Origin of the sequence: Flavobacterium proteolyticum (genome assembly GCF_015223105.1) — a bacterium.
Classification (GTDB): domain Bacteria; phylum Bacteroidota; class Bacteroidia; order Flavobacteriales; family Flavobacteriaceae; genus Flavobacterium; species Flavobacterium proteolyticum.
The window spans coordinates 233,245-259,960 of record NZ_JADFTZ010000003.1 but is presented as its reverse complement, the minus strand read 5'-3'; the positions used below and the strand labels follow the sequence as shown (position 1 = coordinate 259,960).

28 protein-coding genes and 1 tRNA gene are annotated in these 26,716 nt (G+C 30.7%); 17 read left to right on the top strand and 12 right to left on the bottom strand.

Features of this window, described 5'->3' with window-relative positions:
* The first annotated feature begins 84 nt into the window (after nt 1–84).
* Nucleotides 85–666: a tRNA-(ms[2]io[6]A)-hydroxylase gene (miaE, locus tag IM755_RS08795; RefSeq protein WP_194095868.1), complete on the top strand. Its 582-nt coding sequence runs from the start codon at nt 85–87 to the stop codon at nt 664–666.
* Nucleotides 667–847: 181 nt separating this feature from the next.
* On the opposite strand, the gene IM755_RS08790 is transcribed toward miaE, so the two are convergent.
* On the bottom strand, nt 848–2,062 hold the full coding sequence (locus IM755_RS08790; RefSeq protein ID WP_194095866.1) for a glycosyltransferase family 4 protein: 1,215 nt from the start codon (nt 2,060–2,062) through the stop codon (nt 848–850).
* 164 nt (nt 2,063–2,226) lie between these two features.
* Between IM755_RS08790 and IM755_RS08785 the strand changes: the two genes are divergently transcribed.
* Nucleotides 2,227–2,739 carry an NUDIX hydrolase gene (locus tag IM755_RS08785; protein WP_194095863.1) on the top strand — a complete coding sequence of 171 codons (513 nt, stop codon included), beginning with the start codon at nt 2,227–2,229 and terminating at the stop codon, nt 2,737–2,739.
* Between the two features lie 27 nt (nt 2,740–2,766).
* On the opposite strand, the gene IM755_RS08780 is transcribed toward IM755_RS08785, so the two are convergent.
* Nucleotides 2,767–2,840: transfer RNA gene (locus IM755_RS08780), tRNA-Arg, on the bottom strand.
* Between the two features lie 71 nt (nt 2,841–2,911).
* Here IM755_RS08780 and IM755_RS08775 point away from each other — a divergent pair.
* Complete coding sequence (locus IM755_RS08775) at nt 2,912–3,424, top strand: adenine phosphoribosyltransferase (RefSeq protein WP_194095861.1); 513 nt, start codon at nt 2,912–2,914, stop codon at nt 3,422–3,424.
* On the opposite strand, the gene IM755_RS08770 is transcribed toward IM755_RS08775, so the two are convergent.
* The 4 genes from IM755_RS08770 to IM755_RS08755 all read right to left on the bottom strand — a co-directional run bounded on the left by IM755_RS08770 (nt 3,421) and on the right by IM755_RS08755 (nt 7,376).
* Entirely contained in the window at nt 3,421–3,561 is a 141-nt protein-coding gene (locus tag IM755_RS08770; RefSeq protein WP_194095859.1) for an SsrA-binding protein, read from the bottom strand. The two genes, IM755_RS08775 and IM755_RS08770, sit on opposite strands and share 4 nt — an antisense overlap.
* 60 nt (nt 3,562–3,621) lie before the next feature.
* Nucleotides 3,622–5,703 carry a M56 family metallopeptidase gene (locus IM755_RS08765; RefSeq protein WP_194095857.1) on the bottom strand — a complete coding sequence of 694 codons (2,082 nt, stop codon included), beginning with the start codon at nt 5,701–5,703 and terminating at the stop codon, nt 3,622–3,624.
* A 1-nt stretch (nt 5,704) separates the two neighbouring features.
* Nucleotides 5,705–6,064 carry a BlaI/MecI/CopY family transcriptional regulator gene (locus IM755_RS08760; RefSeq protein ID WP_111565653.1) on the bottom strand — a complete coding sequence of 120 codons (360 nt, stop codon included), beginning with the start codon at nt 6,062–6,064 and terminating at the stop codon, nt 5,705–5,707.
* Nucleotides 6,065–6,149: 85 nt separating this feature from the next.
* Nucleotides 6,150–7,376: an MDR family MFS transporter gene (locus IM755_RS08755; RefSeq protein ID WP_194095855.1), complete on the bottom strand. Its 1,227-nt coding sequence runs from the start codon at nt 7,374–7,376 to the stop codon at nt 6,150–6,152.
* Nucleotides 7,377–7,460: 84 nt separating this feature from the next.
* Between IM755_RS08755 and IM755_RS08750 the strand changes: the two genes are divergently transcribed.
* The 3 genes from IM755_RS08750 to IM755_RS08740 are packed head-to-tail and all read left to right on the top strand — an operon-like array spanning nt 7,461 to nt 9,446.
* Nucleotides 7,461–8,051: a DUF1684 domain-containing protein gene (locus IM755_RS08750; protein ID WP_194095853.1), complete on the top strand. Its 591-nt coding sequence runs from the start codon at nt 7,461–7,463 to the stop codon at nt 8,049–8,051.
* Nucleotides 8,044–8,691 carry a TatD family hydrolase gene (locus IM755_RS08745; RefSeq protein WP_194095852.1) on the top strand — a complete coding sequence of 216 codons (648 nt, stop codon included), beginning with the start codon at nt 8,044–8,046 and terminating at the stop codon, nt 8,689–8,691. The genes IM755_RS08750 and IM755_RS08745 overlap by 8 nt, the downstream gene beginning before the upstream one ends.
* Before the next feature lie 32 nt (nt 8,692–8,723).
* Nucleotides 8,724–9,446 (top strand): tRNA threonylcarbamoyladenosine dehydratase, encoded by a 723-nt coding sequence (locus IM755_RS08740; protein ID WP_026726324.1) that lies wholly within the window; start codon nt 8,724–8,726, stop codon nt 9,444–9,446.
* A gap of 34 nt (nt 9,447–9,480) precedes the next feature.
* Here the strand turns inward: IM755_RS08740 and IM755_RS08735 are convergent, their stop codons facing one another.
* Nucleotides 9,481–10,509: a GyrI-like domain-containing protein gene (locus IM755_RS08735; protein ID WP_194095850.1), complete on the bottom strand. Its 1,029-nt coding sequence runs from the start codon at nt 10,507–10,509 to the stop codon at nt 9,481–9,483.
* A 34-nt stretch (nt 10,510–10,543) separates the two neighbouring features.
* On the bottom strand, nt 10,544–10,732 hold the full coding sequence (locus tag IM755_RS08730) for a hypothetical protein (RefSeq protein WP_194095847.1): 189 nt from the start codon (nt 10,730–10,732) through the stop codon (nt 10,544–10,546).
* A 75-nt stretch (nt 10,733–10,807) separates the two neighbouring features.
* Between IM755_RS08730 and IM755_RS08725 the strand changes: the two genes are divergently transcribed.
* A complete protein-coding gene (locus IM755_RS08725) occupies nt 10,808–11,191 on the top strand; it encodes a pyrophosphohydrolase domain-containing protein (RefSeq protein ID WP_194095845.1) in 384 nt (127 codons plus the stop codon).
* 55 nt (nt 11,192–11,246) lie between these two features.
* On the opposite strand, the gene IM755_RS08720 is transcribed toward IM755_RS08725, so the two are convergent.
* Nucleotides 11,247–12,314 (bottom strand): branched-chain amino acid aminotransferase, encoded by a 1,068-nt coding sequence (locus IM755_RS08720; protein WP_194095843.1) that lies wholly within the window; start codon nt 12,312–12,314, stop codon nt 11,247–11,249.
* A 243-nt stretch (nt 12,315–12,557) separates the two neighbouring features.
* Between IM755_RS08720 and IM755_RS08715 the strand changes: the two genes are divergently transcribed.
* From IM755_RS08715 to IM755_RS08700, 4 genes are all read left to right on the top strand, one after another.
* On the top strand, nt 12,558–13,049 hold the full coding sequence (locus tag IM755_RS08715) for a DUF4920 domain-containing protein (protein WP_194095841.1): 492 nt from the start codon (nt 12,558–12,560) through the stop codon (nt 13,047–13,049).
* Nucleotides 13,049–13,513, top strand: a complete 465-nt coding sequence (locus IM755_RS08710) for a hypothetical protein (protein WP_194095839.1) — start codon at nt 13,049–13,051, stop codon at nt 13,511–13,513. Before IM755_RS08715 ends, IM755_RS08710 begins: the two co-directional genes overlap by 1 nt.
* A gap of 69 nt (nt 13,514–13,582) precedes the next feature.
* Nucleotides 13,583–14,248, top strand: coding sequence for a tRNA (5-methylaminomethyl-2-thiouridine)(34)-methyltransferase MnmD (gene mnmD / locus IM755_RS08705; RefSeq protein WP_194095837.1), 666 nt, complete (start codon nt 13,583–13,585; stop codon nt 14,246–14,248).
* A gap of 132 nt (nt 14,249–14,380) precedes the next feature.
* Entirely contained in the window at nt 14,381–14,575 is a 195-nt protein-coding gene (locus tag IM755_RS08700) for a hypothetical protein (RefSeq protein ID WP_111565666.1), read from the top strand.
* A 52-nt stretch (nt 14,576–14,627) separates the two neighbouring features.
* Here the strand turns inward: IM755_RS08700 and IM755_RS08695 are convergent, their stop codons facing one another.
* Nucleotides 14,628–15,566: a LysR substrate-binding domain-containing protein gene (locus tag IM755_RS08695; RefSeq protein WP_194095835.1), complete on the bottom strand. Its 939-nt coding sequence runs from the start codon at nt 15,564–15,566 to the stop codon at nt 14,628–14,630.
* 95 nt (nt 15,567–15,661) lie between these two features.
* Here IM755_RS08695 and IM755_RS08690 point away from each other — a divergent pair, with 95 nt between their 5' ends.
* The 5 genes from IM755_RS08690 to can all read left to right on the top strand — a co-directional run bounded on the left by IM755_RS08690 (nt 15,662) and on the right by can (nt 19,601).
* Nucleotides 15,662–16,141, top strand: a complete 480-nt coding sequence (locus IM755_RS08690; protein ID WP_194095833.1) for a Dps family protein — start codon at nt 15,662–15,664, stop codon at nt 16,139–16,141.
* Nucleotides 16,142–16,214: 73 nt separating this feature from the next.
* On the top strand, nt 16,215–16,505 hold the full coding sequence (locus tag IM755_RS08685) for a hypothetical protein (protein WP_194095830.1): 291 nt from the start codon (nt 16,215–16,217) through the stop codon (nt 16,503–16,505).
* Between the two features lie 68 nt (nt 16,506–16,573).
* Entirely contained in the window at nt 16,574–18,169 is a 1,596-nt protein-coding gene (locus IM755_RS08680) for a SulP family inorganic anion transporter (RefSeq protein ID WP_194095828.1), read from the top strand.
* 10 nt (nt 18,170–18,179) lie between these two features.
* Complete coding sequence (locus tag IM755_RS08675; protein WP_194095826.1) at nt 18,180–18,860, top strand: carbonic anhydrase family protein; 681 nt, start codon at nt 18,180–18,182, stop codon at nt 18,858–18,860.
* A 105-nt stretch (nt 18,861–18,965) separates the two neighbouring features.
* Nucleotides 18,966–19,601, top strand: a complete 636-nt coding sequence (gene can, locus IM755_RS08670) for a carbonate dehydratase (RefSeq protein ID WP_194095824.1) — start codon at nt 18,966–18,968, stop codon at nt 19,599–19,601.
* On the opposite strand, the gene IM755_RS08665 is transcribed toward can, so the two are convergent.
* Both IM755_RS08665 and uvrA read right to left on the bottom strand, forming a co-directional pair.
* Entirely contained in the window at nt 19,598–20,794 is a 1,197-nt protein-coding gene (locus IM755_RS08665) for an LETM1-related biofilm-associated protein (protein WP_194095822.1), read from the bottom strand. The two genes, can and IM755_RS08665, sit on opposite strands and share 4 nt — an antisense overlap.
* Nucleotides 20,795–23,584: an excinuclease ABC subunit UvrA gene (gene uvrA, locus IM755_RS08660; protein ID WP_194095820.1), complete on the bottom strand. Its 2,790-nt coding sequence runs from the start codon at nt 23,582–23,584 to the stop codon at nt 20,795–20,797.
* A gap of 276 nt (nt 23,585–23,860) precedes the next feature.
* On the opposite strand from uvrA, the gene IM755_RS08655 reads away from it, so the two are divergent.
* Nucleotides 23,861–26,680 (top strand): helix-turn-helix and ligand-binding sensor domain-containing protein, encoded by a 2,820-nt coding sequence (locus IM755_RS08655; RefSeq protein WP_194095818.1) that lies wholly within the window; start codon nt 23,861–23,863, stop codon nt 26,678–26,680.
* Nucleotides 26,681–26,716: the final 36 nt, after the last annotated feature.

The following is a 26,716-nucleotide window of genomic DNA, read 5'->3' as shown; positions in this document are numbered from 1 at the left end:
ATTAATTTTTTAAGTAATAGTTTTAAAGTTGTCAAAATCAACTTTTCACTTTTCACTTTTTACTTTTCACTTTTCACTTAAATTATGTTTCGTTTAAAATTACCAACCGACCCAAGATGGGCCAACATAGCAGAAGGAAATTTAGAAGAAATTCTAACCGATCATGCTTGGTGCGAAATCAAAGCAGCATCAAACGCAATGATGTTAATTAATTTGTTGCCTGAATTTACAGAAATTACTACCGAGTTAACTTCAATTGCTAAGGAAGAATTAGATCATTTTGAGCAAGTACATGAAATTATCAAAGCGCGTGGTTGGGTTTTAGGACGTGAACGAAAAGATAGTTATGTAAACGATTTATTCAAATTCATGAAACCCGGAAATCGCAAGCATTTAATTGTGGAACGAATGTTATTCGCTGCCATGATTGAAGCTAGAAGTTGCGAACGTTTCAAAGTACTTTCTGATAATATAAAAGACGAAGAATTAGCAAAATTTTATCGTGAGTTAATGATTTCAGAAGCCAATCATTACACTTCATTTTTACAATTTGCTCACGAATTAGCAGAAGAAGGTTACGACGTTAAAAAACGTTGGGAAGAATGGTTAGAATTTGAAGCAGAAGTAATTGCGAGTTACGGAAAATCAGAAACTATTCATGGGTAATTATATGTTTTCAAGTTTCGGGTTTCAGGTTTTTGGAACACAGATTTAAGAAATTTGAAAATAATCTTTAAAGCCTAATATGAACTTTATTCAGCGTTATGTTTACTTCTTTTTACTTATATGACTTATATGTTTTAAATTTTTGTCTCAATTTTAAATTTTGTTTTTGCTCTTGCTCTTACTATTTGTTCTTAGTTTCAATCCATTTGCTCATGTACTTTGTGCTTTGTAGACTTTGATGTTGCAAGATTTGTCCGAAGAAGTTTTGGTTTCTATGTGATTTTAAATCCATTTTAAGTTCATCAATTCTATTCATAAAATCAGTTTCATATAATTTATTTTTGAAACGTTTTTCAATGATTTCATAACCGTTTTTTTGAGCGGTTTCCCAAAGCGATTTATCGTTATACAATTCGACTGCTTTCTCAATAAAATCATTTTCATCGGAAGAAATAAATCCGTTCCAATCTAAAACTCCATTCATTCCTTCGGCACCCATTTTTGTAGTTACAGAAGGTAATCCTAATTGCATGGCTTCAAACAATTTGCCTTTCAAACCTGCTCCGTAAGGAATTGGCGCTAACAACACTTTTGCTTTTGAATAAACATCAACGACACTTTCAGCTCTTCCTTTAATTAAAAAGCCTTCTTTTTCGTTATGCAATTGTTTGGCTTTTTCCGAAACATATGCACCATAAACATGAAGTTCGGCTTCGGGAAGTTGTTTTTTGATAAATTTCCAATGTTTTTTCAATTGTAAAACGGTTTGCCAATTAGGTTCATGCAAAAAGTTTCCTATACTGATAAAATGGTTTCGCTCTTCAAATGAAGGAATACTTGTTAGAATTTCTTCTGATAAAAAAGGTAAATAATATAGAAGTGAAGTTTCAATTTTAAACGTTTCAGTAGCCAATTGCATTTCGTATTCTGAAATCAACAACGTCAAATCACATCTGTAAATCGATGCCATTTCGCGTTTGAAAATATCGGAAATATAATCTTCAAAAACTAATTCACGATTTTGTTTGAAGGCTACTTCTCTGGCTTTTCTTAAAAAATGTAAATCTTCTGTGTCTAAAATTCGTAAGGCATTCGGACAGTTTTCCATCACTCGCCATCCATATTGTTCTTCTATCATGAAACGGTCAAAAAGTACAACATCGGGATTTAATTCTTTGATGAGACTATCGAACGAACTGTCATTTAATTGAATCGCTTGCGTTTTAACTGAAATGATACTTAAATCAAAAGAGAAATCAGATGGCATAGCCGAACACAGAAACGTGATTTCATAGTTTTGCTTTTGAAACAATGAAATGATTTGCAACATTCTACTTCCGGCTGCTGTTGATGTAGGTTCTGGCCAAACGGCTCCAATAATGACTAAATGCTTCATGTGACAAATATAGGTATTAAGTAAAAAGTAAAAAGTAAAAAGTAAAAAGTAAAAAGTAAAAAGTAAAAAGTAAAAAGTAAAAAGTAAAAAGTAAAAAGTAAAAAGTAAATTTGCACTAATCACTAATCACTAATCACTAATCACTAATCACTAATCATTTAAAAATGAGTTTTTTCAAATTTTGCCCAAGTTGTGCCTCAACGCATTTTACATTTCCTGATAATCGTCGGTTTTTATGTGAGGATTGTGAGTTTACTTATTATCATAATATTGCGGCGGCTGTAGCGCTTGTTTTTACTTTTGAAGACAAAGTGTTGTTTACAGTTAGAAATGTGGACCCAGATAAAGGAAAATGGGATTTACCAGGCGGATTCATCGACCCAAATGAAACAGCTGAAGAAGCGGCTTGTAGAGAGATTAGAGAGGAGTTGGGATTGAATTTGCAGGTTTCGGATTTAAAGTATGTAACGACTTCACCGAATAATTATTTATACAAAAATGTTCCTTATAAAACAATGGATATTTTTTACGAATGTCAATTAACTTCCGATATTATCAAAGTGGAAGCAGAAGACGAAATTCAGGAATTAATTTGGGTAAAACGTTCGGAAATTGACTTAGACAAGATCGGTTTTGTTTCGATACGAAAAGTAATAAGAGAAAAGTATTTAAAATAAAAAAGCCCTGCAGTTGCAGAGCTTTAGTGACCTCGACTGGATTCAAACCAGTAACCTTCTGAGCCGTAATCAGATGCGCTATTCAGTTGCGCCACGAGGCCGATTTTGTGAGTGCAAATATAGATATATTTGTGTAAATTGCAAACCCTAACAAGAAAAAAAGTAAATAAAAATGAACTTACAAGACTATATCCGTGATATTCAAGATTTTCCAAAACCAGGAATTGGTTTTAAAGACATAACTCCGTTATTAATTTCACCTGAAGCAACTGCTTTTTGCTTAGAAACATTAGCTAATTCGTTGCAAAATCAAAAAATTGATAAGGTAATAGGAGTGGAAAGTCGCGGTTTTTTCTTTGGAATTTTGTTGGCACAAAAGTTAAACGCAGGTTTTATTCCGGTTCGTAAACCTAAAAAATTACCTTTTGATACGATTAGCGCTTCTTACGAATTGGAGTATGGTTCGGATACTTTAGAAATGCACGTGGATGCGATTCAACCCGGAGATAAGATTTTAATTCACGATGATGTTTTGGCGACAGGAGGCACTGCAAAAGCGGTTTGTGAGCTAGTTGAGCAATTAGGTGGCGAAATAGTGCAAATAAATTTCTTAATGGAATTGTCGTTTTTAAACGGAAGAGAAAAATTAGGAAATAAAGAGATTTTTGCTGCTTTAACTTATTAATCCAAGGAATTCACCGTAACCCAATAACGATACGCTATAACTACTTTTTGCCAATTCTTAGCTTTAATAGGATCTAAACCTTGTTTGGTAAAACTGGGTAAAAGGGCTTTGTTGAGTTTGGCAAGTAATTTATACATGGTTAAATTTTTGGCAAATATATAAAAATAAAAAATCCCGAATGAAACGGGATTTTTTGATTATTTGGTTTTGACTTCAATTTTCTTTACAACAACGATATTATTTTCATTTGTTTCTTTTTCAGTTACTTCTAGAAAATAAATTTTTTCATGATTCATTGTTAAAAAATCTTCTGCATTTTTAAGTTTTTTTCCGTTAACATAAATATCTAGTTTACCATTTTCGATTTTAACACTTGGTATGCCTGGAATTTTCAACCTGTTACCGCCATAAATTACAGATTGATTGCCATTTTCCGTTTCAATTATTTTAGTGTTTTTATTTCGTTCCATTTCCGCCTTAGCTTTTTCCATTTCTGCTTTGGCTTTTTCCATTTCTGCTTTACTCATTTCCATTTCTCTTTCAACTTCTTTCCATGAGCCTCCTTGAATTGTTTTAATATTTCGCTTTTGTATTTCAATTGATTTTTTACCGTTATTGTTGTTAACGTTTACCGATTCAATTTCTTCTCTTTCAATTTTGTCTAACTCTTCTTTTGTCGCTTTTTTACCATTAATATAAATTTCGGTATCGTCTGTTAACCCTGAAGAATTTTTAGTTACTATTTTGATTTCTTTTTTGATATTTCCTTTTTTTACATCAACCGATTTGATTACTTCAGCGTCTATTTTTTTCATTTCTTCCTCAGAAATTATTTGATCATCAAGATAAATTACAGTATTAGGTTCATTGGATAAAAATGAGTTTCCTTTGAAAACCATTATTTTCTTTCCTGTTTTACCATCTTCATTTATTTCAATAGCACCATCTAATTCAACGATTTTGTCTTTCATTTCTTCTTTCGAATATTCTTTTCCATTAATGATGTAAATTGTTTCATCAGTATCAGATTTTTTAATTTTGATAGTTTGATTTTCATCTCCAGATTGCATTTTAGCAAAGACTGTTGAAATATTATTTCTATCAAAACCCATCTTGCCTTTTCCGTTTGCTTTTAATTCTTTGAAAAAGCGAATTGGTTCAATAGGATCTTCACCCTTGATCGAAATTTTTCCCGTAGTTTTATCAATATCTTCAAATTTTGCTTCTAAAGCGATAATTTCGTTCTTTACATTTCGTTTAATTTTTGAAATTTTAAGATCGACACCATATTCTTTTTTTAATACTTCAGATTCTGCTTTTATTTTTTCATCTGTTGTATTTTTATCAATTATAAATTCAACAATTTGATTTGTTACTGATTTTGAAATTACAACTTCTTTAACTTGCGCCACCGTTTCAATTTGAAATAATAACATGAAACCTACTAATAGCGGAAGAATGGTGGCATACTTCCAAACATTTCTTTTGTTTGATTGATTTGTGTGTAACATAACGATTCGTTTTTTGATTAATGATTGATAAAATTGATTGGTAATACTTAAGTCGTGTTGATGAGTCACTACTTTTAATAAGGTTCTTTGATATTCGTATTTGTTTTCTATTTGTTGAAAAGTTTCGCTATCGGCAATAAATTCTAAGTTTTGAAGTATGGCTTTTCGATACAACCAAATCATTGGGTTTGCCCAAAATAAGGCACAAAACAGTTTTGAAAGTAAAACATCAATAGAATGCTTTTGCTTCACATGAATACTTTCGTGGGTTAAAATATGTTGGAATTCTTCTTTAGAAAAGCGATTCGGATTAATTACAATGTAATGAAAGAATGAAAATGGATTTTCTGTTGTGTCGGAATGAATTAAAGTGAAATCGGATTCTTTTTGCTTTTGATGTTTTCTGATTTTATTGAAGAAGGAAACCAATTCCAAGGTGATTTTCATTACGATTAGTATTGAAATTACTGCATAAGCTGTTGTTAGAATCAACGACCAGTCCAATGGAGTTTCTTGAATAGGAACTTCAATAACATTGTTTGTCAGAGGAATTACTTCTTCATAGAATTCTGGAATAGGCGTTGGTTCTACCCAAATGATTTTCGTAAATGTAATTAAAGGTAAAATCAAGGATAAAATTAACCCACTAATTAAATACCAACGATTGGAAACAAAAAAGGTTTCTTTGCGAAGGAATAGCACGTACATCAAATAAAATAAAATGATGAGTCCGTTTGCTTTTAGGAAATATATCAGCAGATTTTCCATACTATTTCTTTTTTTCGATTAAGGCTAAAATCTCACGAAGTTCATCTGCCGAAATCTTTTCTTCTTCAGCAAAAAAGGAAACTAAATTTTTGTACGAACTATTGAAGTAGTTATCAATAGCGGTATTCATAAAGGTTTTTCGGTAATCTTCAATCTTAACGATAGGGAAGTACTGATGCGTTTTTCCGTAAGCATTGTATCCCACGTATCCTTTGTCTTCTAAATTACGAACAATAGTAGAAAGAGTATTGTAATGAGGTTTGTCTTCAGTGATTTCTTCCATGATGTCTTTTACAAAAGCTTTTTTGAGCTTCCATAAAATATGCATGATTTCTTCTTCTTTATTGGTTAGTTTTTGCATGACGTATCGTTTTGATACATCAAACTTATAACTAATTTTTTAGTTATACAACTATTTTTATAGTTATTTAACTAAATTTTTAGTTTTAATGATTTTTAGGAGCTTCTTTGGCTACTAATTTATTGGTCCAAATGAAGAGTAAAACGCCTATTACACCAAGGGTTCCCATAAAAAACCAGTTGTTCTGATAGCTGAATAATCGAATCATGTCCATACCTGCTTCAGCACTTAAAATATGTGCAGAGCTGTAACTCATGGTGAAAATAGCCATGTAACGGCCTTCATGTCCTTTAGGGGCGCGACTCATAGCAAATGAATTAGAGAATGGAAAGGCAAACATTTCTCCAAAAGTCATGAACAACATCATGATAATTAAAATACCTGCCCAATTATTAATTAAAAGTAAGTACATACTAATCGCCATGGCTAATGCACCAAACGTAATAACTTTTACCTTATTGATTTTATGTTTTTCAATATAGCTTACTATAGGCATTTCTAAAAAGAAAATTAAGACACCATTTAGAGTTAATAATAGTCCAGTTTGAAATTCACTCAAGTTGAACTGTTCTTTATGATACAATGGAATAGTGGTAAATAATTGGAAGAATAAAATACCTGTTATTAAGGTTCCCGTTAAGAAAATCCAAAAGGGAGTATCTTTAAAAACGGAATGTGTTAATACTTCGCCTGGATGTTCTTTATCTGTGAATTTCGATTTTTTCTTTTCTTTTACCAATAACCAAAATATGGAAATGGCTAAAATACAGGTAGCGCCGTCTACCCAAAATAGGCCTTTATATCCCACGCTCATAATTAATAAACCTCCAAGTGCGGGTCCAGCGGCGAAACCTAAGTTGATGGCCAATCGAACTAATGTCAAGGCGCGTGTTCGATTTTCGGGTTTTGCATAAGCACCTAAGGATACAAACATAGCTGGTCGGAACATATCAGCAATAACCATGATGAAGAACATTGCGACTAATAAACCTTTAAAACTGGTTATAAATTGTAATCCGAAAAAGGCGAGTCCACTAGTCATTAAACTGAAAATCATGATTTTGTAAAAACCAATTTTATCGGAGAGTTTGCCACCAAGCCATGAGCCAATAATAGAACCTAATCCAAAACTTATCAAAATCCATTTTACTTGGTTGTATGAAAAATCCAAATCTTCCTTCAAATATTTCGATAGGAAAGGAAGTACCATAGTACCGGCACGATTGATGAAAGTAATAAGTGTAAGTATCCAAATTTCGCGAGAAAATCCTCTGAAATTATCGATGTATTTGTTGAAAGCGCGTAGTAACATACCTAAAATTGAATTGCAAAATTACGAAAGCCAGCACGATTAAAATGTTATAGAAATTATATATTTTTGTAAAAAATGAATTCTATGAAAAAACTTTTGATTTTCTTATTCTGTTCGGCTTTTGCGTTTGCACAAAAAGACTTGACTTCTGCAAAAAAATTTCAATCCGAACTGAATCAAAATTATGCAGATTCATTAAAAAGTCCTTTAATGAAAGAAGATTTTAAATCTTTTAAAGGGTTGGATTTTTTTCCATTGAATGACAAGTATATTGTAGAAGCTAAGTTTGTTAGGACCAAAAAGGAGAAAGCTTTCGGAATGAAAACTACAACTTCTAGAACGCCATTATATGTGAAATATGGTGAACTTCATTTTTCAATTGATGGTAAAGATTTAAAATTGAATGTTTATAAAAATATCGATTTATCAAAAAAGCCAGGATATGAGGATTATTTGTTTTTGCCATTTTCAGATTTAACTTGTGGGAAGGAAAGCTATATTGGTGGAAGATATGTAGACATGAGAATGCAAAAAGGAAAAACATGGACCATCGATTTTAATAAAGCATATAATCCGTATTGTGCTTATAATTATGAATATTCGTGTCCCATTGTTCCTTTAGAAAATGATTTGGATATTGAAATTAATGCCGGAGTAAAGAAATTCCATGACTAAATTCATCAATTTACATACGCACACATTTTCGAATCTTTCGGATGTGATTGAAGTTGTCAATCAATATCCGTGGGAATTTGACGCATCGATTCCTAGTTATTCTATTGGAATTCATCCTTGGTATATCTATGAAAATCGTTTGGAAACCGATTTGAAAATTATTAAACAAAAACTTCAACTAGATGAATGTTTAGCATTGGGAGAATGTGGCTTAGATAAACGAATTGAAATTCCATTAGACCTACAGATTTCAGTTTTTAAACAGCAATTAGAATTGGTAAAAGAGACTCAAAAGCCAATTGTTTTACATTGTGTTGCCGCTTATGATGAAGTGATTGCCATCAAGAAAGAAATGAAAATGGAAAACCCAATGATTATTCATGGTTTTTCAAAAAACGAGAAAGTAGCGCAATCGCTCTTGAAAAATGGATTTTATTTATCGTTTGGAAAATATTTACTTCGTAATCCAGATTTAGAAAAAGTATTTACCTTTGCACCCGAAAATCAAATTTTATTAGAAACCGATACGATTGAAGAATCCATTTATCAAGTCTATGAAAAAGCAGCTTCGATAAAAGGAATTTCGGTAGATGAGATGAAAGCGATTGTTTTCACAAATTTTTCAAAGATTTTCAGTTAAACAATTAACCAATTTAACGATTCAACACTATTATGGCAAAGTGGAAAGAAAGAGCAGTATTGTTATTTAAAGAAGAAGGTATTCAACGATTAGAAAACGCAAATGTTTTAGTTGTAGGATTAGGTGGAGTAGGGAGTTTTGCTGCCGAATTTTTAGCACGAGCTGGTGTAGGAAAAATGACAATTGTAGATGGAGATGTTGTGGATATTACCAATATTAATCGTCAATTACCCGCTTTGCATAGCACTGTGGGTGAACCAAAAGTGAAAATTGTTGGCGACCGATTGATGGACATTAATCCTGATTTAAAATTAACACGCATTGAAGAGTTTTTATCGCCAGAGCGCGCATTTGAATTGGTAACCCCTGAATTTGATTACGTTTTAGATTGTATCGATAGCTTAACACCAAAAATCAATTTGATTGTAGCTTGTAAACGCAAGAAAGTGAAAGTTATTAGTAACATGGGAGCTGGAGGAAAGTTTGAAGCTGAAAAAGTACGTGTAAAAGACATTAGCAAAACCGATTATTGTCCATTAGCGAAACAAGTAAGAAAACGTTTAAAATTGGAAGGAATTTCGAGTGGAGTTAAAGTAGTTTACTCCTTTGAAAGACCCGATTACGATAGTGTAAAAATGACCGATGGTTCTAATTTCAAAAAGTCGTTTTATGGAACGAATAGTTGGATGCCTGCATTATTTGGTTTGCATGCAGCAGAAACGGTTGTTAAACATTTGATAGGAAAAAATAAATAAAAAAAATATCCCGATGGAAATCGGGATATTTTTTTTATTCTGTTGGTTTAGTTGTTGTATTTTCTACTGGCGCTGTAGCACCTTCTTCAGTTGCTTCTGGTTTTGGTCTAGAAATATAAACTCGTTTTTTAACAGGAACATAAATTTCGGTTACCCAATTTGAAGGTTTACGTTCTTTAGGCAAACTTACTTTATAAACTTCAATATACTTACCATTAGTATTATCTTCTGTTAATCTTTTTTGCTTAACATACAAGCGAGCTTTATCCCAAGCTTTTTTTCTGTGGGAATAATCTCCTTTCAAAAGAACTTTCACTGCTAAAAATTCATCGAAATGTCCACCAGAAATTTCACTTCCAGGTGTTGTTAAAATTTCTTCTTCCACAGGAACACACATAGCAAAAATAATTTCCTTGTCATTTGAAACAATGCTTTCGTAAGTAATAAATGGTAACCCTAAAATTTCGATATCATTCTTTTCAACAAAAGCCATCATATTTTGTAACATCGATTTAGATACTTTTTGAAAATCAGATATTGAACAAGTATCAATTTGTTGGATATAATTTGTTGCATGTTTTGTAACCAATCCACCAATGGCTATTTTGTATGAGATTAGTTCTTTTACTAGGTAAGTATCTATATTGTTTAACCCTTCATCTAATTTATCCCCTAAAACATTATCAACGCCACCTTGAAGAACACTTAATAACTTTAATTCAAAATCTAATTTTCCTTTTAATTCCCAAGTAACTAATGCTCCTGTTTTAGTGTTTTGAAAACGTATTAAAGATTCGTTTTTTAAACCTGAAATAGTGATAATTTGTATTATTGTATCACTAGGAGTTAATTTTTGATTTTTGATAATTACGTTGCTCTTATTCCAAGGATTCCAATCGATTAAAGCAGTACTATCAGAAACAAAATTGTAAACAAAATCTTTTGAAACTTTTATTTCTTTTGAACGCACTACCTTATAATCGCTTTGCTGAGTAGCTACAAATACAATAAATGCTACACCTAAAAGAAGTAATAAAAGAAGTATGTATTTTAAAATTCTCATTGAGACATGAATTTGTTTTTCAAAAGTAAGAAAATTAATCTTTCATTAGTACTTTAATTAGAAAGAGTAATCCAATAAAAACTAAAAATCCTAAAAATACCCAATATGTTCCTTTATAGAACGGTTTCATTTGTTTTAAATCTTTTCGGTACACTATAATCATAGTAGTTACAAATACAATAACAAAGAAAATAGCAAAGTAGATTTGGCCTGTTGAAAACATATTGAAAATTTTTACAAAAGTAATAATTTAATAGTATCAAATTTTCTAAATTTAGTGAAATTTATATAGTTAATTATGCAAAAACAATTAAAAGCAGTAAGATTATTTCACGAAACCTATGGTTTAGGAGTAAGTGAAGAAATGAAAGCCGATTTAGGTGCTTTAAAAAACGAACTTCGTTACAATTTAATGAAAGAGGAAAATGAAGAATATCTAGAAGCCGTTCAAAACAATGACATTGTTGAAATAGCTGATGCTTTGGGCGATATGCTATATATTTTATGTGGTACGATTTTAGAACATGGTTTACAGCATAAAATTGAAGAAATTTTTGATGAAATCCAACGTTCGAATATGAGTAAATTAGGCGAAGACGGGAAACCAATTTACCGTGAAGACGGAAAAGTAATGAAAGGACCAAACTATTTCAAACCAAATTTTGAGGAGATTTTAAAATAAAAAAAGTTGCCTGAGGTTCTCGAAGGCAACTTTTTTTTACAATATTTCTAAATTCTTATATTTTAACAGTCCACCCGAAAGTATCTTCTGCTAATTTATACTGAATATTTGTTAATTTTTCTTTGATTTCAAGCGCCATTGAATTTTCTAATTTAGGCAATTCATAATAATGGTCTTGGAATGAGAAACCAACAATTGGATTAATCACAGCTGCCGTTCCTGCTCCAAAAATTTCTTTTAACGAACCATTTTTAGCAGCTTCAACAATTTCTTCTACTAAAACTGGACGAACTTCAATGTTGATATTTTCTCTTTTTGCTAATTCGATAACACTTTTACGAGTAACACCATCTAAGATTCTTTCGCTTGTTGGTGCTGTATATAAAATATCGTTAATTCTAAAGAAAACATTCATTGTTCCCGCTTCTTCTAACTTAGTATGCGTTGCATCGTCTGTCCAAATAATTTGTTGGAAACCTTGTTCGTTAGCTAATTTTGTTGGGTAAAATTGCGCTGAATAATTTCCAGCTGCTTTTGCTGCCCCAATTCCACCGTTTGCTGCTCTACTGTAGTGTTCAGCAATAATTACTTTAACTTCTCCCGAATAGTATGCACGAGCTGGAGATAAAATAATTATGAAACGATATTCTTGAGAAGGCGCTGCAATTACACCATGTCCGGTTGCAATCATAAACGGACGTATATATAACGTATTTCCTTTTCCTTTTTTAACCCATTCTTTTTCAATTTCTAATAAACGGTGTAAACCTCCAAGGAAAACATCTTCTGGAACTTCTGGCATAGCCATACGGGTTGCACTTTTATTAAAACGGTGAAAGTTTTCATCAGGTCTAAACAACCAAACATCATCTTGTTGGTCTTTGTAAGCTTTCATTCCTTCAAAAATAGCTTGTCCGTAGTGGAACACTTTTGCAGAAGGATCAATCATGAAAGGTGCATAAGGCTCTATAACAGGTTTTTGCCATGCTCCATCTACATAATCGCACACTAACATATGGTCTGTAAATACATTACCAAAGGTTAAGTTTTCAAAATCAACCTCGCTGATTTTTGAATGAGGAGCCGAAATAATTTCAATTTCGTTTAAAGTTTTTAATTCCATTAGGGTCAAACTGTTATAAAATTAGTTTTGTATAATCAACAAAAAAATAGTCGATTTTTACATATTGGTTGCAAATTTACTAAAAAAAAGAAGTTTTATTTTTACTTCTTGAAAAATAATTATCAACAACAAAGGTTTTTAAATTCTTGATAAAAACTTCAATTTAAATAAAATGAAACTTTTTTTGATGCGCCGAAAATATAAAAAATATCGTTATTTTTGTTCAAAATATTCACATTTAAAATGAAAAAAATACTTACTCTTTCACTTTTAACAGTAGCATTTGTTAGTTGTGAACAAAAACAAGAAGCAAAACCAGAGATTGCAAAAGTTGATTATGCTGTTTTTGGTGATTCAATTTCGTCGGATGGTGCTTTAACTAGTGCAGAAATGATGGAAAAATTCAAAACTTTAAAAGAAGGAGACACTTTAGAAGTAAAATTCAAATCAGGTATCAACGAAGTTTGTCAGAAGAAAGGTTGTTGGATGACTTTAGATTTGGCTGATGACAAAGAAGCGTTTGTAAAATTCAAAGATTATGGTTTCTTTGTTCCAAAAAACGCACAAGATAAAGAAGTAATTGTTAATGGAAAAGCATTTCTAAGTATTGAAAGCGTTGATGTTTTGAAACATTATGCAAAAGATGCTGGAAAATCTCAAGCAGCAATTGATAGTATTACAGAACCAAAAGTGACGTATTCTTTTATGGCTGATGGTGTTTTAATCTCTAAATAATGAAACAGTTAATTCTACTTTGCTCTTTTGCAATTTTCTCATTATCATTATCTTGTGATAAAAAAGCTGAAGAGAAAGCAACGGATAAAGAAGCTTGTGAAACCGATTCAAAAGTAAATAAAGATGGTTTTGAAATGTACGAAATGTCAGAAATGGCAGCTTTAATGGAGCAAATGTATGTGGACAACCAGCGTTTGAAAGAGCGCATTATAAAAGGGGATACGATAGGAAAATTTCCGCAACATTTTATTCGCATTCATAAAGCGGTGATGACAGACGAAACCGATAAAGATGCTTTTTTCGAAGAGCAAGCGGCTAAATTTATCAAAGCTCAGGAATTAATTTATCAAGATCCGAAGAATGCGAAAGAACACTTTAATAACGGAATTGACGCTTGTATTCAATGTCATGAAGTGAAATGCGGTGGACCGATACCAAAAATTAAGAAATTGTATATTGAGTAATTGCTCATAAAATAGAAAGGTTTAAGAACTAGATTACGAATTCTTAAACCTTTTCTTTTTGAATTTGCTATGAAAAGAGAAATTATTATTACCGATGACGGGTCCACGACCATACGAATTCCAGATTGGGATGAGAACTATCATTCTACTCATGGCGCTATTCAGGAAGCGAAACATGTTTTCATTAAAAATGGATTGAATTTATTTCAAAAACAAGATTCGATTTCGATTTTAGAGATTGGTTTTGGAACAGGTCTGAATACTTTTATTACCTTTTTAGAAACACTAACTAAAGATAAAGTAAATTACGTTGGAGTAGAAGCATATCCAATTTCTGAAGAAGAAATTGCACAAATGAATTATGTTTCTGAATTAGAAGCAGAAAAGTATCAAGACGTTTTTAATAAAATGCATTCTTGTGATTGGGAAAGCCAACAAAAGATTACCGAAAACTTTCTTTTAACTAAGAGAAAACAGTTTTTTCATGATATAGAAGATAAAAATCAATATGATTTAATTTATTTTGATGCATTCGGATTTCCATTACAACCCGAATTATGGAGTGAAGCCATTTTTAAGAAAATGTTCGATGCACTTTTACCAAAAGGAACTCTTGTTACGTATGCATGTCGTTCATCGATTAAGAACGCGATGCTAAGTGTCGGATTTTCAATTGAAAAACTGCCTGGAGCTCCTGGTAAACGTGAAATGTTAAGAGCAACAAAAAATATATGATTTTTATTGTAAGGTGAGAATTTAATAAAATTTTAGCATTTTTTTTGCCAACTAAATCGTTTTCGAAAGATTTTTTTGTTTATCTTTACAACAAGTTCTTACCCCTAGTCTAACCATTTAACTAGAAAAGTTATGCCCAGACCTATGTTTTCTTACACCAAATCAATCTTGGAGCGAGTGAGTTTTGATGCAAAACTATTTTGTAAAGAATTAGAAAAAGCAGTCCGAATATTGCTTCCTTACGAAATTGATCAATTAAGAGAGTGGCTTTTACAGTTTACCGAAGAAAAGCCTGAATTAAGACAATGTTTAATTTATATCAACTAAAAAATATAAGTCCCGATAACCTCGGGACTTTTTTTATGCTATAAATTGAAATTTATTTTGTTTTTGGACTGATAATCTCAACATCACTAAAAGCAATAGCTCCACGAACAACGCCAGCGATAGTATCGCGTAAAGCATTAATGATATGAATTTTTAATTCATTTTTAGGATAAATCAAACTTACTTCTCGAGCAGGTTTAGGATCTTTAAATGGTTTTAGTTTTGTTTTACTTTTTTCATTCAAATCTAAAGTATGTAAATAAGGGAGTAGTGTAGTGCCTAAGCCTTCATCTGCTAATTTAATAAGGGTTTCAAAGCTTCCACTTTCTAATTGAAAATGACTGTCTGTAATGTATTTATTGTTTTTACATAAATTTAGAATACCATTTCTAAAACAATGTCCATCTTGTAAAAGTAGAATTTTATCAAGGTCTAAATCAGCAATTTCAATTTCTTTTTTATCAATTGATGGATGATTTGATGGTACATAGGCTACAAAAGGCTCGTAATATAAAACAATCTCTTTTAGATTTTCTTCCTCCAAAGGAGTTGCAGCAATAGCACAATCTAAATGGCCATTCTTTAATTTTTTAATAATTTCCTCAGTTGTTTGTTCTTCAATAATCAAATTGACTTTTGGATATTTTTTAATAAAATTATTTAAGAACATAGGAAGTAGAGTTGGCATAACCGTTGGAATAATTCCCACTTTAAATTCGCCACCAATGTAACCTTTTTGTTGGTCAACGATGTCTTTTATTCTTCCTGCTTCGTTAACAATATTCTTAGCTTGATTGACGATTTTCTCCCCAACTTCAGTTAATAAAATTGGTTTTTTACTTCGATCAAAAATTAAAATATCCAATTCATCTTCTAGTTTTTGTATTTGCATACTTAATGTAGGTTGAGTAACGAAACATTTTTCAGCAGCTAAAGTAAAATTTTTGTATTCGGCAACCGCCAAAACGTAATATAGTTGTGTAATTGTCATTATTGATAAATTTGATGCAAATATAAAAACTATCAATTAAATTTATTGATAATAAAACCTTAAAATTTTAATTTTGGATATATAAATTAAGAATTATGAAATTAAATAGTTTAGGATTACCAAAAGAACAATCAGAGGAATTAGTAACAGAATTGAATGGATTGTTATCTAACTTTCAAATATACTATCAAAATTTGAGAGGATTACATTGGAACATTAAAGGAAAACGTTTTTTTGATTTGCATTTAAAATTTGAAGAATTATATAATGATAGTCAAATTAAAATTGATTTGATAGCCGAACGAGTGTTAACTTTGGGAGGAACACCTTTGCACACTTTTTCAGATTATATGGCAAATAGTAAATTAAAAGTTGGAAAAGGAATTTCGAAAGATGTAGAAGCCATTCAATTAATATTAGATTCATTGTCTGTTTTATTACAAATAGAAAGAGCAATTTTGACTAAATCGAATGCTATAAATGATGAAGGAACAAATTCGATGATGAGCGATTTTATTGCTGAACAAGAAAAAACAAATTGGATGTTAAAAGCTTGGATGGAAGAGGAAATTTAGCAATGTTAATTTTCAAATTGGTTTTTATACTAAAATAAGATTAATTATAATTTGAAAATAGTATATTCGCAATATGAAATTAATGGTTAGCATAGTTTTATTTTTATTTATTACTTTTTTATCTACCCCAACAATTATTGGGATGATAGATAATAAAGTGGATACGTCGTATTTTTATAGTACATGTGAAGAGGAAGAAAATCATGCGCCATTTAATGAAATTAAATCAGTACCCACTAGCAATTTTTTAATTATAAATTTTTCATCAGTCAAGTTAGTAGCCTTTAACGTACTTTTAAAGTATGATTTGAGTTTTGATAATTTAGCCCATCAAATTTTTTCTCCTCCTCCAAATAATTTATAATATAGTTTTTCTTCTAAACATTCTTTAGTTTTTTGGGGTGTTAAAGTATTAATGTATTATATAATTCTATGAATAGTCATTCTATTTTTTCTAATATAAGAGGAGATCTTGCATCTGGTCTTGTTGTATTTTTAATTGCATTACCCTTATGTTTAGGTATTGCACTGGCCTCTGGAGCTCCTTTGTTTTCTGGTATTGTTTCTGGGGTGATTGGAGGTGTGTTAGTTGGTTTTTTAAGTAATTCTGCTTTGAGTGTTACAGGTCCAGCAGCAGGTTTAACGGCGATTGTTTTAACAGCTATTACTGATTTAGGAAGTTTTGATATTTTTTTGGTTGCTGTAATTTTAGCTGGAATAATACAAATTCTATTAGGTTTTTTAAGAGCTGGAAGTTTTTCTAATTATTTTCCCACAAGTGTAATTGAGGGAATGTTAGCCGCCATAGGAATTATTATTATCCTAAAACAGATTCCACATGCTTTTGGTCACGATGTAGATAACGAGGGTGATTTTTTCTACATAGAAAAATCGGGTCATTCTACATTTGATACGTTAATAGAATCAATAAATTACATACACACAGGAGCTTTAATTATCGCTTTATTATCATTAGCCATTTTGATTACTTGGGAAAAAGTTCCTGCTTTGAAAAAAATAAAAGTTATTCCTGGAGCTTTGGTAGTTGTGGTGGTAAGTATATTATTGAATGAGTTTTTTATTCAATCAGGTTCAAGTTTAGCGATTATTACCCAAAATCATCTAGTAAATCTTCCCTCTTTTGAAGAAATTAAAAATGGATTCGCTTTACCTGATTTTACCGAATTAACTAATGTAAAGGTTTGGATAGTAGCAGTTACTATAGCTGTGGTGGCATCAATTGAAACTTTATTGTGTATTGAAGCAACAGATAAATTAGATCCATACAAACGATTCACCGATACGAATCGCGAATTAAAAGCGCAAGGAATTGGAAATTTATTAAGTGGATTGTTAGGAGGATTACCTATGACTTCAGTAGTTGTTCGTTCTTCTGCTAATATTAATTCTGGTGGAAGAACTAAATTATCTACTATTTTTCATGGATTTCTTTTATTCACTTTTGCACTTTCTATTCCGTTTATTTTAAATAAAATCCCATTAGCAGCTTTAGCAGCGGTTTTATTGATGGTTGGTTATAAATTGGCAAAACCAAGTGTTTTTGTACATTTATGGAATAATGGTTATACTCAATTTATTCCTTTTGTGGTTACCGTTATTGCGGTGGTTCGTATTGATTTATTGAAAGGAGTTGGTATCGGATTAGCAGTGAGTATTATTTTTATTTTGTATCAAAACTTAAAAATAGCCTATTCATTCAAGAAAGAATCTTTTCATGATGGTGATGTTATTACTATTAAATTAGCGCAAGAAGTTTCGTTTTTAAATAAGGCAGCGATTAAAAATACTTTAGCAAGTATTCCAAAAGGTTCGAAGTTAATTATTGATGCTTCAAACACCAAATACATCGATTTTGATGTTGTTGAATTAATTAAAGATTTTAGAAATGTAAAGGCAGATGATAAAGAAATCGATTTAACATTGAAAGGTTTTAAAGAGCAATATGACTTAGAAAATACAGAATTCAAACACATAAAAATTAAAGATTCAAAAGAAGAAATAAAATAACACAACAACTATGAAAGCACATAATAAAGAAACTCAGGCGCAAATGACTCCTCGTAAAGCTTTACAGTTTTTACAAGAAGGAAATGATCGTTTTATTAATAATTTAAAGGCTCATAGAGATTTATTAGAACAAGTAAACGAAACTCGTGATGGTCAATGGCCATTTGCTACGATTTTAAGTTGTATTGATAGTAGAACTTCAGCAGAGTTAATTTTTGACCAAGGATTAGGCGATATTTTTTCGGTTAGAATTGCCGGAAATATTGTAAATACGGATATCTTAGGAAGTATGGAATTTGCTTGTAAAGTTGCTGGTTCTAAATTAATTGTGGTTTTAGGTCATAGTAAATGTGGTGCAGTAAAAGGGGCTTGCGACCATGTTAAATTAGGAAACCTAACGGAATTACTATCTAAAATACAACCCGCTGTTTATGAGGAGAGTACAATTTCAGAGAATAGAAGTTCTTCTAATTCTGATTTTGTTGAAAATGTATCAGAAATCAATGTAAAACGAAATGTGAAAAACATCATCGAACGCAGTTTTGTTTTAGAACAAATGGTTGAAAATGGTGAAATAGGTATTGTTGGTGCCATGCATGATATTGAAACAGGTTTAGTAACTTTCTACGACGATGTGATGTTTATTAAAGATGAATTAAATCCTGATTTTACAGTGGCAGCACTTCGTTAGGGTTAAAAAAATAAATCGATAATTTAAAAGTCATCATTTCACTTCAAATTCACATAGTGTTGATGGCTTTTTTGTTTTATATTTGATACCACATAGATTATGATAATGAGCGATTTTTATAAGAAAATATTAGATAACAACAAAAAGTGGGTGCAAGATAAATTGGCTATTAGTCCAAATTATTTTAAAAATTTGGCTGAAGGACAAGAACCTCCATTATTATGGATTGGTTGTTCTGACAGTCGTGTTCCTGCTAATGAAATTATTGGTGCTGAACCTGGAGAAGTTTTTGTGCATCGAAATATTGCCAACATGGTTTTACATACCGATATGAACATGTTAAGTGTTTTAGATTACGCTGTAAATGCTTTAAAAGTAAAACATGTAATTGTTTGTGGACATTATGGTTGTGGTGGTGTTAAAGCCGCAATGGGAAATAATTCTATTGGGATTATTGATAATTGGATTCGTCATATTAAAGATGTATATCGTTTTCACCATGAAGAATTAGATGCGATTACCGATGAAAAAGAACGTTTCAATAAATTTGTTGAAATCAACGTGAAAGAACAAGTAATGGATTTAGCCAAAACATCTATTGTTCAAAATGCATGGAAAAACGGTCAAGAATTATCCTTACATGGTTGGGTTTATGGACTTAACGATGGCTATGTTACCGATTTAGGAGTAAATTTTAGTTGTGATAAGGATTTGGATGATGTGTACCAGTTGAAGTTTTAATCATCCAAATTCTCATTAAACGCCGAAGGCAATAACTGAGGGATAAATTTTATTAAAATAGGCAATAACAAGCCACCACCAGGAAGTAAAAAGATAGTTAATGATGGCACTGTTTTACAGATATCAAGCAACTGTTTTTTTACTTTCTTTTTTTCTTCTTTGCTCAAATCTTTTGTGGTGGATTTGGCTAAAAGCTGCATTAATTCGCCACTTTCTTTGATTTCTTTGGTTAATCGGTCTTTGTTGCGAATGATTAGCTTAGTTACATTTTTATTGGCTTGATCGTAAAAATGTTTTATCGGATTCGAATAGTTAAAAAATGGAATTTCTGATTTGTATGTATCAATGAAAGCATTAATTTCTTTTATACTTTTTTCAAGTAAATCTGCGTTTAAATCTAATTCCGAACTCAAAAGTTTTAAGAAATTGTCTTCATTAGATTCCAATTTTTCATCGCTCCAAAGTGCCATTTGAGCAATATCTAATAAATATAACTTTTCTAATAACGAAGTATGACGCATCAATTTGATTTCCGATAATTCGATATTTTCAATAGTATTGAATTTAGTATAACGAATCGAATTTTCAAACAATTTCACCAATAATTCATCGTATTTTGATTTTCGCTCTTTAATTTTTAAAGCTAACGAAACAATTTTAATACAATCGGATTCTATATTTTTTAGGTAATCGGATGGTAACGTTTCATTTTTTAAAAAATGTTCGAATGCCAAAACATCAATAAATAAAAGCGCATTGGTAATGATGTGCGAGAAATTCTTGCTAATCGTATTATTATTCGTTTGGATTCGGTCATCTATAATTTTTTCCAATCGTGAACTGTGTGTTCCTTCTGGAAGTAATTTTTTGATGAAATTCAGGTTTTCAGGCTGAATGATTTTATAAAATTGGTAAACCGAATTTATGAAATCCTCTTTCGTACCGTTTGATTTTTCGATACGATATAACGAAAAAAGCGTATTTAAAAACCCAACTTTCGTCACTTCATCATACGACCATTTTGTGGTATTAATTTGATTTTTAAGCTGGTAATGTACCACATAACCATAAATAAATCCGGTTGCTCTACAATCTTCATAAAAAGACAAAATATTGCCTTGAAAATCAATGAAATTGTCATTGTTTTCAGCAAAAAATTTGTCAATCCAACCATTTGCAGATGGGTTTATCATTTATAGTTTTTCTTTTAAATATTTTCCTGTAACAGAGTTTTTATTTTTAGCTACTTCTTCTGGTGTTCCAAAAGCTACTAATTTTCCTCCATTTTCACCACCTTCTGGACCAATATCTAAAATATAATCGGCACATTTGATTAAATCTAAATTGTGTTCAATTACAATAATCGAGTGTCCTTTTTCCAATAAGGCATCAAACGAAGCTAATAATTTTTTGATGTCGTGAAAATGCAAACCTGTTGTAGGTTCATCAAATACGAACAATGCTTTATCTTTTATAGTTCCTTTGACTAAAAAGGAAGCCAATTTAATACGTTGCGCCTCGCCACCAGAAAGGGTAGAAGAAGACTGTCCTAATTGTACATAGCCTAAACCAACGTCTTGCAAAGGCTGTAGTTTTTGCGTGATTTTTGTCTGTTTTTGTTCAGTAAAGAATAACAAAGCTTCATCGATGGTCATTTTTAAAATATCATCAATGTTTTTGTTTTCGAAGGTAACTTCTAACACTTCTTTTTTGAAACGTTTTCCGTTACAAGCTTCACATTCTAAATGAACATCCGCCATGAATTGCATTTCGATAGTTACTTCTCCATCTCCTTTACACACTTCACATCTTCCTCCATCTACGTTGAAAGAGAAATGTTTTGCTTGATAATTTCGTAGTTTGGAAACGTTTTGTTTGGCAAATAAATCACGAATATCATCGTAAGCTTTAATATAGGTAACAGGATTCGAACGCGAACTTCTTCCAATCGGATTTTGGTCTACGTATTCGATATGTTTGATGTGTGAAAAACTTCCGGCTAATTCAGTAAATTGACCTGTTTTTTCACCAACACCTTCTAATTTCTTTTGAATGGCTGGAAACAGAATTTTCTTCACCAACGTACTTTTTCCACTTCCCGAAACACCTGTAATCACGGTTAAACATTCTAACGGGAAGGTGAAATTTTCATTTTTCAAGTTATTTTCTCTTGCTCCAATAACTTCAATATGATTTTTGAATTTTCTTCTGGTTTTTGGAACCGAAATTTCTTCTTTTCCATTCAGATATTTTGCAGTAAGTGAATCAGCTTTCAGAATTTCATCATACGTTCCTTGAGCTACTAATTCACCCCCATGAGTTCCTGCTTCTGGACCAATATCGATAATCATATCGGCAGCTTTCATGATGTCTTCGTCGTGTTCAACTACTATTACAGTGTTGCCCAAATCACGTAAATCTTTTAAAACTTCGATTAATCTTTCGGTATCTTTTGGATGTAAACCGATACTTGGTTCATCTAAAATGTACATCGAACCAACTAAACTACTTCCTAACGAAGTCGCTAAGTTAATACGTTGCGATTCACCACCCGAAAGCGAATTAGAGTTACGATTTAACGTCAAATAACTCAATCCCACATTGAATAAAAAGTCTAAACGATTGTTGATTTCTATTAACAAACGTTTCGCGACTTTAGCATCGTATTCGTTTAAATCTAATTTTTTGAAGAATTCGATTAAGTTTACAATTGGTAAGTCAACCAAATCCGAAATTGTTTTTCCGCCAACTTTAATGAAATTTGCTTCGTAGCGTAATCGTTTACCTTTACAAGTAGTACATTTTGTTTTTCCTCGATATCTCGAAAGTAAAACTCGGTTTTGAATTTTATAGTTTTTCTCTTCTAATTCCGAAAAGAAATCATGTAATCCAGTAAAATACGAATTTCCATCCCAAATCAGTTGTTTTTGTTCGTCAGAAAGTTCGAAAAAAGGTTTATGAATAGGAAAATCAAATTTATAAGCATTGTTTACCAATTGGTCGCGATACCATCCCATACTTTCGCCTCTCCAAGGAAATACAGCATTTTCATAAACGGATAAAGCGGTATTGGGAATCACTAAATCTTCATCAATTCCAATAACACTTCCGTAGCCTTCGCAGGTTGGACAAGCTCCGTAAGGATTGTTGAAACTGAATAAGTGAATATTAGGTTCTAAAAAAGTAATGCCATCTAGTTCAAAATTGGAACTGAATTCTAAACGTTTTTGTGTATCAACTTCTTGTAAATAACAAATTCCTTTTCCTTCATAAAATGCTGTTTGAACAGCATCTGCTAATCTATTGTAGAATTCTTCTTCGTCTTTAACTACAATTCGGTCAACAATCAGAAGAATGTCTTTATTATCTAATTGATGTTGTTCGATAGTATCCAAACGCAACATTTCATTATCTACTAAAATACGAGCGAAACCTTGTTGTAACAGCACTTTTAGTTTATCTTCTAAAGCTCTTCCGTCTTCTAAATGAATGGGAGCAAGAAGTAACCATTTGCTATCTAAAGTGAATTCTTTAATGTCGTTAATTACATCAGAAACCGTATCTTTTTTAACTTCTTTACCGGAAATAGGCGAGTAAGTTTTTCCAATTCTGGCAAAAAGAAGCTTTAAATAATCGTAGATTTCGGTAGAAGTCCCAACCGTAGAACGCGCATTGCTGGTATTTACTTTTTGTTCTATGGCAATCGCAGGTGCAATTCCTTTTATGTATTCCACCTTAGGTTTGTCTAATCTTCCTAAAAACTGACGTGCGTATGACGATAAACTTTCAACATATCTGCGTTGTCCTTCAGCATACAAGGTGTCAAATGCCAAGCTTGACTTACCAGAACCGGAAAGTCCAGTAATAACTACTAATTTATTTCTAGGTATAGCAACATCTAAATTTTTAAGGTTGTGCAATTGAGCTCCTTTAATTAGAATGTTTTTTTTAGGTTCTAAGGTAGAAAAATCAGGTTGTGTCATCGTTGTTTTTAAAAGATTTGCAAAGATATGAATTAAGATTTTTTACAAGATTAATAAATCAAATAATTCTATTATTATTTTCGTATTGTAAAGTCATTTTAAATTAGTTTATCTATGTTAAATTTAGTTTTATAGTTCCATTTACATACAAAACAATAATTAGTTAAGCTATTAATTAAAGCACGTTCCATTTGAAATTTACTTTTTATTTTATCTTATTTTATTTTTCTATTTTTTATCTATATATTTATGATTGTTATTAATATTTACTAATAAATGAATTCAATTTTACAAAAAGCTTTACTTACCGTTTTAGTCTTTATTTCAAGCTTATTATGTATAGCACAAGAGCTACCTCCAATCGTAAAATATTCTTCAAGTATTTATAACGCAGGAAATCAAAATTGGATGATTTCTCAAGATAAAAATCAATTTATATTTTTTGCTAATAATGAAGGTTTATTAGAATTTAATGGTTCTAATTGGAATCTATATCCTTCTCCTAACGAAACCATTATTCGATCTGTTAAAGTAGTTGGAGATAAGATATATACGGGTTGTTATATGGAGTTTGGTTATTGGAGTCGTGAAGCTAATAACCAATTAAAATATCACTCATTAAGTAATATAATTAAGAATAAAATTGTTGATGATGAGCAATTTTGGAATATTTTGAACCATGAACAATGGATCATTTTTCAATCGTTAAATCAGATTTATATTTACGATTCAAAAACAGGAAAATTTACTATAATTACACCTAAAAACAATGTTTTAAAAGCTTTTCAAACAAATAATTCGATTTATTTTCAAGTTGCAAATGAAGGGTTGTTTGAAATTGAAAATGGAAAGAGTAAATTAATTTCAGGAAGTGCTTTAATTTTAAATAATAAAATAGTTGAAGTTTTTTCAAATGATGAAGGATTGTTGTTTCAAACACAATCTAATGGATTTTTTAAATATGTTAATGGTATTTTTACTCCATTTAAAACAGAGGTTGATTCTCAATTAATATCTAGTAGTGTATATAGTGCTCAACAACTTTCGGATAAAGGTTTCGCAATTGGAACAGTTTCAAACGGAATTTTTATTATCACTGCTGAGGGCAAACTTAAGTATCATATTACTCAAAATAAAGGTTTAAGTAATAATACTGCCTTGTCATTATTCGAAGACATTGATAAAAATTTATGGTTGGGATTAGATAATGGTATTAATTGTATCAATTTACTATCTCCTGTAAAAAGTTTTTCTGATGACACTGGTATTCTAGGTACCGTTTATACCTCACTTTTACATAATAATTTTATCTATATTGGAACCAATCAAGGATTGTTTTTTAAAAAATTTAATTCTGATGATTCATTTCAGTTTATTAATGGAACAAAAGGCCAAGTTTGGTCGATATTTGAACAAAATGGAACCTTATTTTGTGGTCATGACTCAGGAACTTTTATTATAAATAATGGCATAGCTAATTCTATTTTTTCGGCTTCAGGTACATGGAAGTTTGAAGTGGTTCCTGGAAGAAATGATTTGTTATTACAAGGTAACTATTATGGTATTTCAGTTTTACAAAAGACAAATAACCAATGGAAGTTTAAAAATAAGATTTCAGGTTTTGATTATTCGTCTAAATACTTTGAAATAACAAATTCTTATGAAGTGTATGTAAGTCATGAATACAAAGGCGTTTTTCGTTTTCAGTTGAATAAAGAATTCAATAAGGCAGATAAACTTTATACTTATAAATCTCCAACAAAAGGTAAAAATGCTTGTTTAAAAAAATTCAATGGAAAAATTTATTACTCACTCAAGGATGGCATTTTTCAATTAAATGAGAAGAATAAAATATTCCAAAAGGATTCTGTCTTAAGCTCAGTTTTTCAAAATGATGAATTTACATCGGGTAAGATGATTGTAGATAAATCTAATAAGTTGTGGTTGTTTTCTAAAAATTACATTTACTATTTTACTTTAAGTAAATTAAGTAATCAATTGAAAGAGAATTCAATTCCAATTCCTGCATCTTTACGAAATTCGATGTTGGGTTATGAAAATATAACTCAATTATCAAATTCGATTTATTTAATAGGCACAACAGATGGTTACTATACAATCAATATTAATGATTTGATTTTTAAAAATTATAGTGTTTCTGTTACAAACATTACTATTAATAAACTGGATGAAAAGTTAATTAATTGCTCAGTTAAAGAATCTGGAGAATTTAAATATGATGAAAATAATATTATAATTAATTATACTGTTCCAGAGTATAACAAATACATTAATGCTGAATTTCAATACATTTTAGAAGGTTTACAAAAAGATTGGACGGAATGGTCTGCCAAAACTTCAGCAAATTTTAAAAATCTACCACCAGGTAAATATGTTTTTAAAGTAAGAGCAAAAATTGCCAATTCAAAGCCTGAAAATATTGCAAGCTATAGTTTTGTAATTCTTAAGCCATGGTATGCTACTAATTTTGCTATATTATTCTACTTTGTTTTGGGTATTATTTTAGCTATGTACATTCATAAAACGTATAAGAAGTATTATCAAGCCAAAGAGCAAAAGTTAATAGAAGAAAATAATTTATTATTAGAAATTGCTGCTTTAGAAAGTGAACAGCAATTGATGAAGTTAAAAAATGAGCAATTATCAAATGATGTTAATAATAAAAATAAAGAGTTAGCTGTTTCAACAATGAGTTTAATTAAAAAGAATGAATTGTTATCTTTAATTAAAGAAGACCTTAAGAAAACAGCTGAGGAAAACACAAATAAAAGTATTAAATCAGTTATTACAACTATAAATAAGAATATTTCTAATGAAGATACTTGGAATGTTTTTAAAGAAGCATTTGATAATGCTGATAAAGATTTTTTGAAAAAAGTAAAGCAATTACATCCCTCTTTAACACCAAATGATTTAAGACTTTGTGCTTACCTAAGATTAAATTTATCTTCAAAAGAAATAGCTCCACTGTTAAATATTTCTGTAAGAAGTGTTGAAATAAAACGATATCGTTTACGTAAAAAAATGGATTTACCTCATGAGCAAGGACTTGTCGAGTATATTTTAGCTTTTTAAGCATACAACATTTAGCTTATTTACCTATACATAACC

Bases quoted from the DNA above. Each gene is read 5' to 3' on its own strand.
- IM755_RS08765 (WP_194095857.1), bottom strand. From the start codon at position 5,703: ATGGAAAATCTGCTGATATATTTCCTAAAAGCAAACGGACTCATCATT.
- IM755_RS08690 (WP_194095833.1), top strand. From the start codon at position 15,662: ATGAAATTAAATAGTTTAGGATTACCAAAAGAACAATCAGAGGAATTA.
- IM755_RS08730 (WP_194095847.1), bottom strand. From the start codon at position 10,732: ATGTTTTCAACAGGCCAAATCTACTTTGCTATTTTCTTTGTTATTGTA.
- IM755_RS08665 (WP_194095822.1), bottom strand. From the start codon at position 20,794: ATGATAAACCCATCTGCAAATGGTTGGATTGACAAATTTTTTGCTGAA.
- IM755_RS08725 (WP_194095845.1), top strand. From the start codon at position 10,808: ATGCAAAAACAATTAAAAGCAGTAAGATTATTTCACGAAACCTATGGT.
- IM755_RS08685 (WP_194095830.1), top strand. From the start codon at position 16,215: ATGAAATTAATGGTTAGCATAGTTTTATTTTTATTTATTACTTTTTTA.
- IM755_RS08750 (WP_194095853.1), top strand. From the start codon at position 7,461: ATGAAAAAACTTTTGATTTTCTTATTCTGTTCGGCTTTTGCGTTTGCA.
- IM755_RS08675 (WP_194095826.1), top strand. From the start codon at position 18,180: ATGAAAGCACATAATAAAGAAACTCAGGCGCAAATGACTCCTCGTAAA.
- IM755_RS08740 (WP_026726324.1), top strand. From the start codon at position 8,724: ATGGCAAAGTGGAAAGAAAGAGCAGTATTGTTATTTAAAGAAGAAGGT.
- miaE (WP_194095868.1), top strand. From the start codon at position 85: ATGTTTCGTTTAAAATTACCAACCGACCCAAGATGGGCCAACATAGCA.
- IM755_RS08680 (WP_194095828.1), top strand. From the start codon at position 16,574: ATGAATAGTCATTCTATTTTTTCTAATATAAGAGGAGATCTTGCATCT.
- IM755_RS08770 (WP_194095859.1), bottom strand. From the start codon at position 3,561: ATGTATAAATTACTTGCCAAACTCAACAAAGCCCTTTTACCCAGTTTT.
- IM755_RS08655 (WP_194095818.1), top strand. From the start codon at position 23,861: ATGAATTCAATTTTACAAAAAGCTTTACTTACCGTTTTAGTCTTTATT.
- IM755_RS08695 (WP_194095835.1), bottom strand. From the start codon at position 15,566: ATGACAATTACACAACTATATTACGTTTTGGCGGTTGCCGAATACAAA.
- IM755_RS08710 (WP_194095839.1), top strand. From the start codon at position 13,049: ATGAAACAGTTAATTCTACTTTGCTCTTTTGCAATTTTCTCATTATCA.
- can (WP_194095824.1), top strand. From the start codon at position 18,966: ATGAGCGATTTTTATAAGAAAATATTAGATAACAACAAAAAGTGGGTG.
- IM755_RS08790 (WP_194095866.1), bottom strand. From the start codon at position 2,062: ATGAAGCATTTAGTCATTATTGGAGCCGTTTGGCCAGAACCTACATCA.
- IM755_RS08720 (WP_194095843.1), bottom strand. From the start codon at position 12,314: ATGGAATTAAAAACTTTAAACGAAATTGAAATTATTTCGGCTCCTCAT.
- IM755_RS08700 (WP_111565666.1), top strand. From the start codon at position 14,381: ATGCCCAGACCTATGTTTTCTTACACCAAATCAATCTTGGAGCGAGTG.
- IM755_RS08755 (WP_194095855.1), bottom strand. From the start codon at position 7,376: ATGTTACTACGCGCTTTCAACAAATACATCGATAATTTCAGAGGATTT.
- IM755_RS08715 (WP_194095841.1), top strand. From the start codon at position 12,558: ATGAAAAAAATACTTACTCTTTCACTTTTAACAGTAGCATTTGTTAGT.
- IM755_RS08760 (WP_111565653.1), bottom strand. From the start codon at position 6,064: ATGCAAAAACTAACCAATAAAGAAGAAGAAATCATGCATATTTTATGG.
- IM755_RS08785 (WP_194095863.1), top strand. From the start codon at position 2,227: ATGAGTTTTTTCAAATTTTGCCCAAGTTGTGCCTCAACGCATTTTACA.
- IM755_RS08745 (WP_194095852.1), top strand. From the start codon at position 8,044: ATGACTAAATTCATCAATTTACATACGCACACATTTTCGAATCTTTCG.
- IM755_RS08775 (WP_194095861.1), top strand. From the start codon at position 2,912: ATGAACTTACAAGACTATATCCGTGATATTCAAGATTTTCCAAAACCA.
- IM755_RS08735 (WP_194095850.1), bottom strand. From the start codon at position 10,509: ATGAGAATTTTAAAATACATACTTCTTTTATTACTTCTTTTAGGTGTA.
- uvrA (WP_194095820.1), bottom strand. From the start codon at position 23,584: ATGACACAACCTGATTTTTCTACCTTAGAACCTAAAAAAAACATTCTA.
- mnmD (WP_194095837.1), top strand. From the start codon at position 13,583: ATGAAAAGAGAAATTATTATTACCGATGACGGGTCCACGACCATACGA.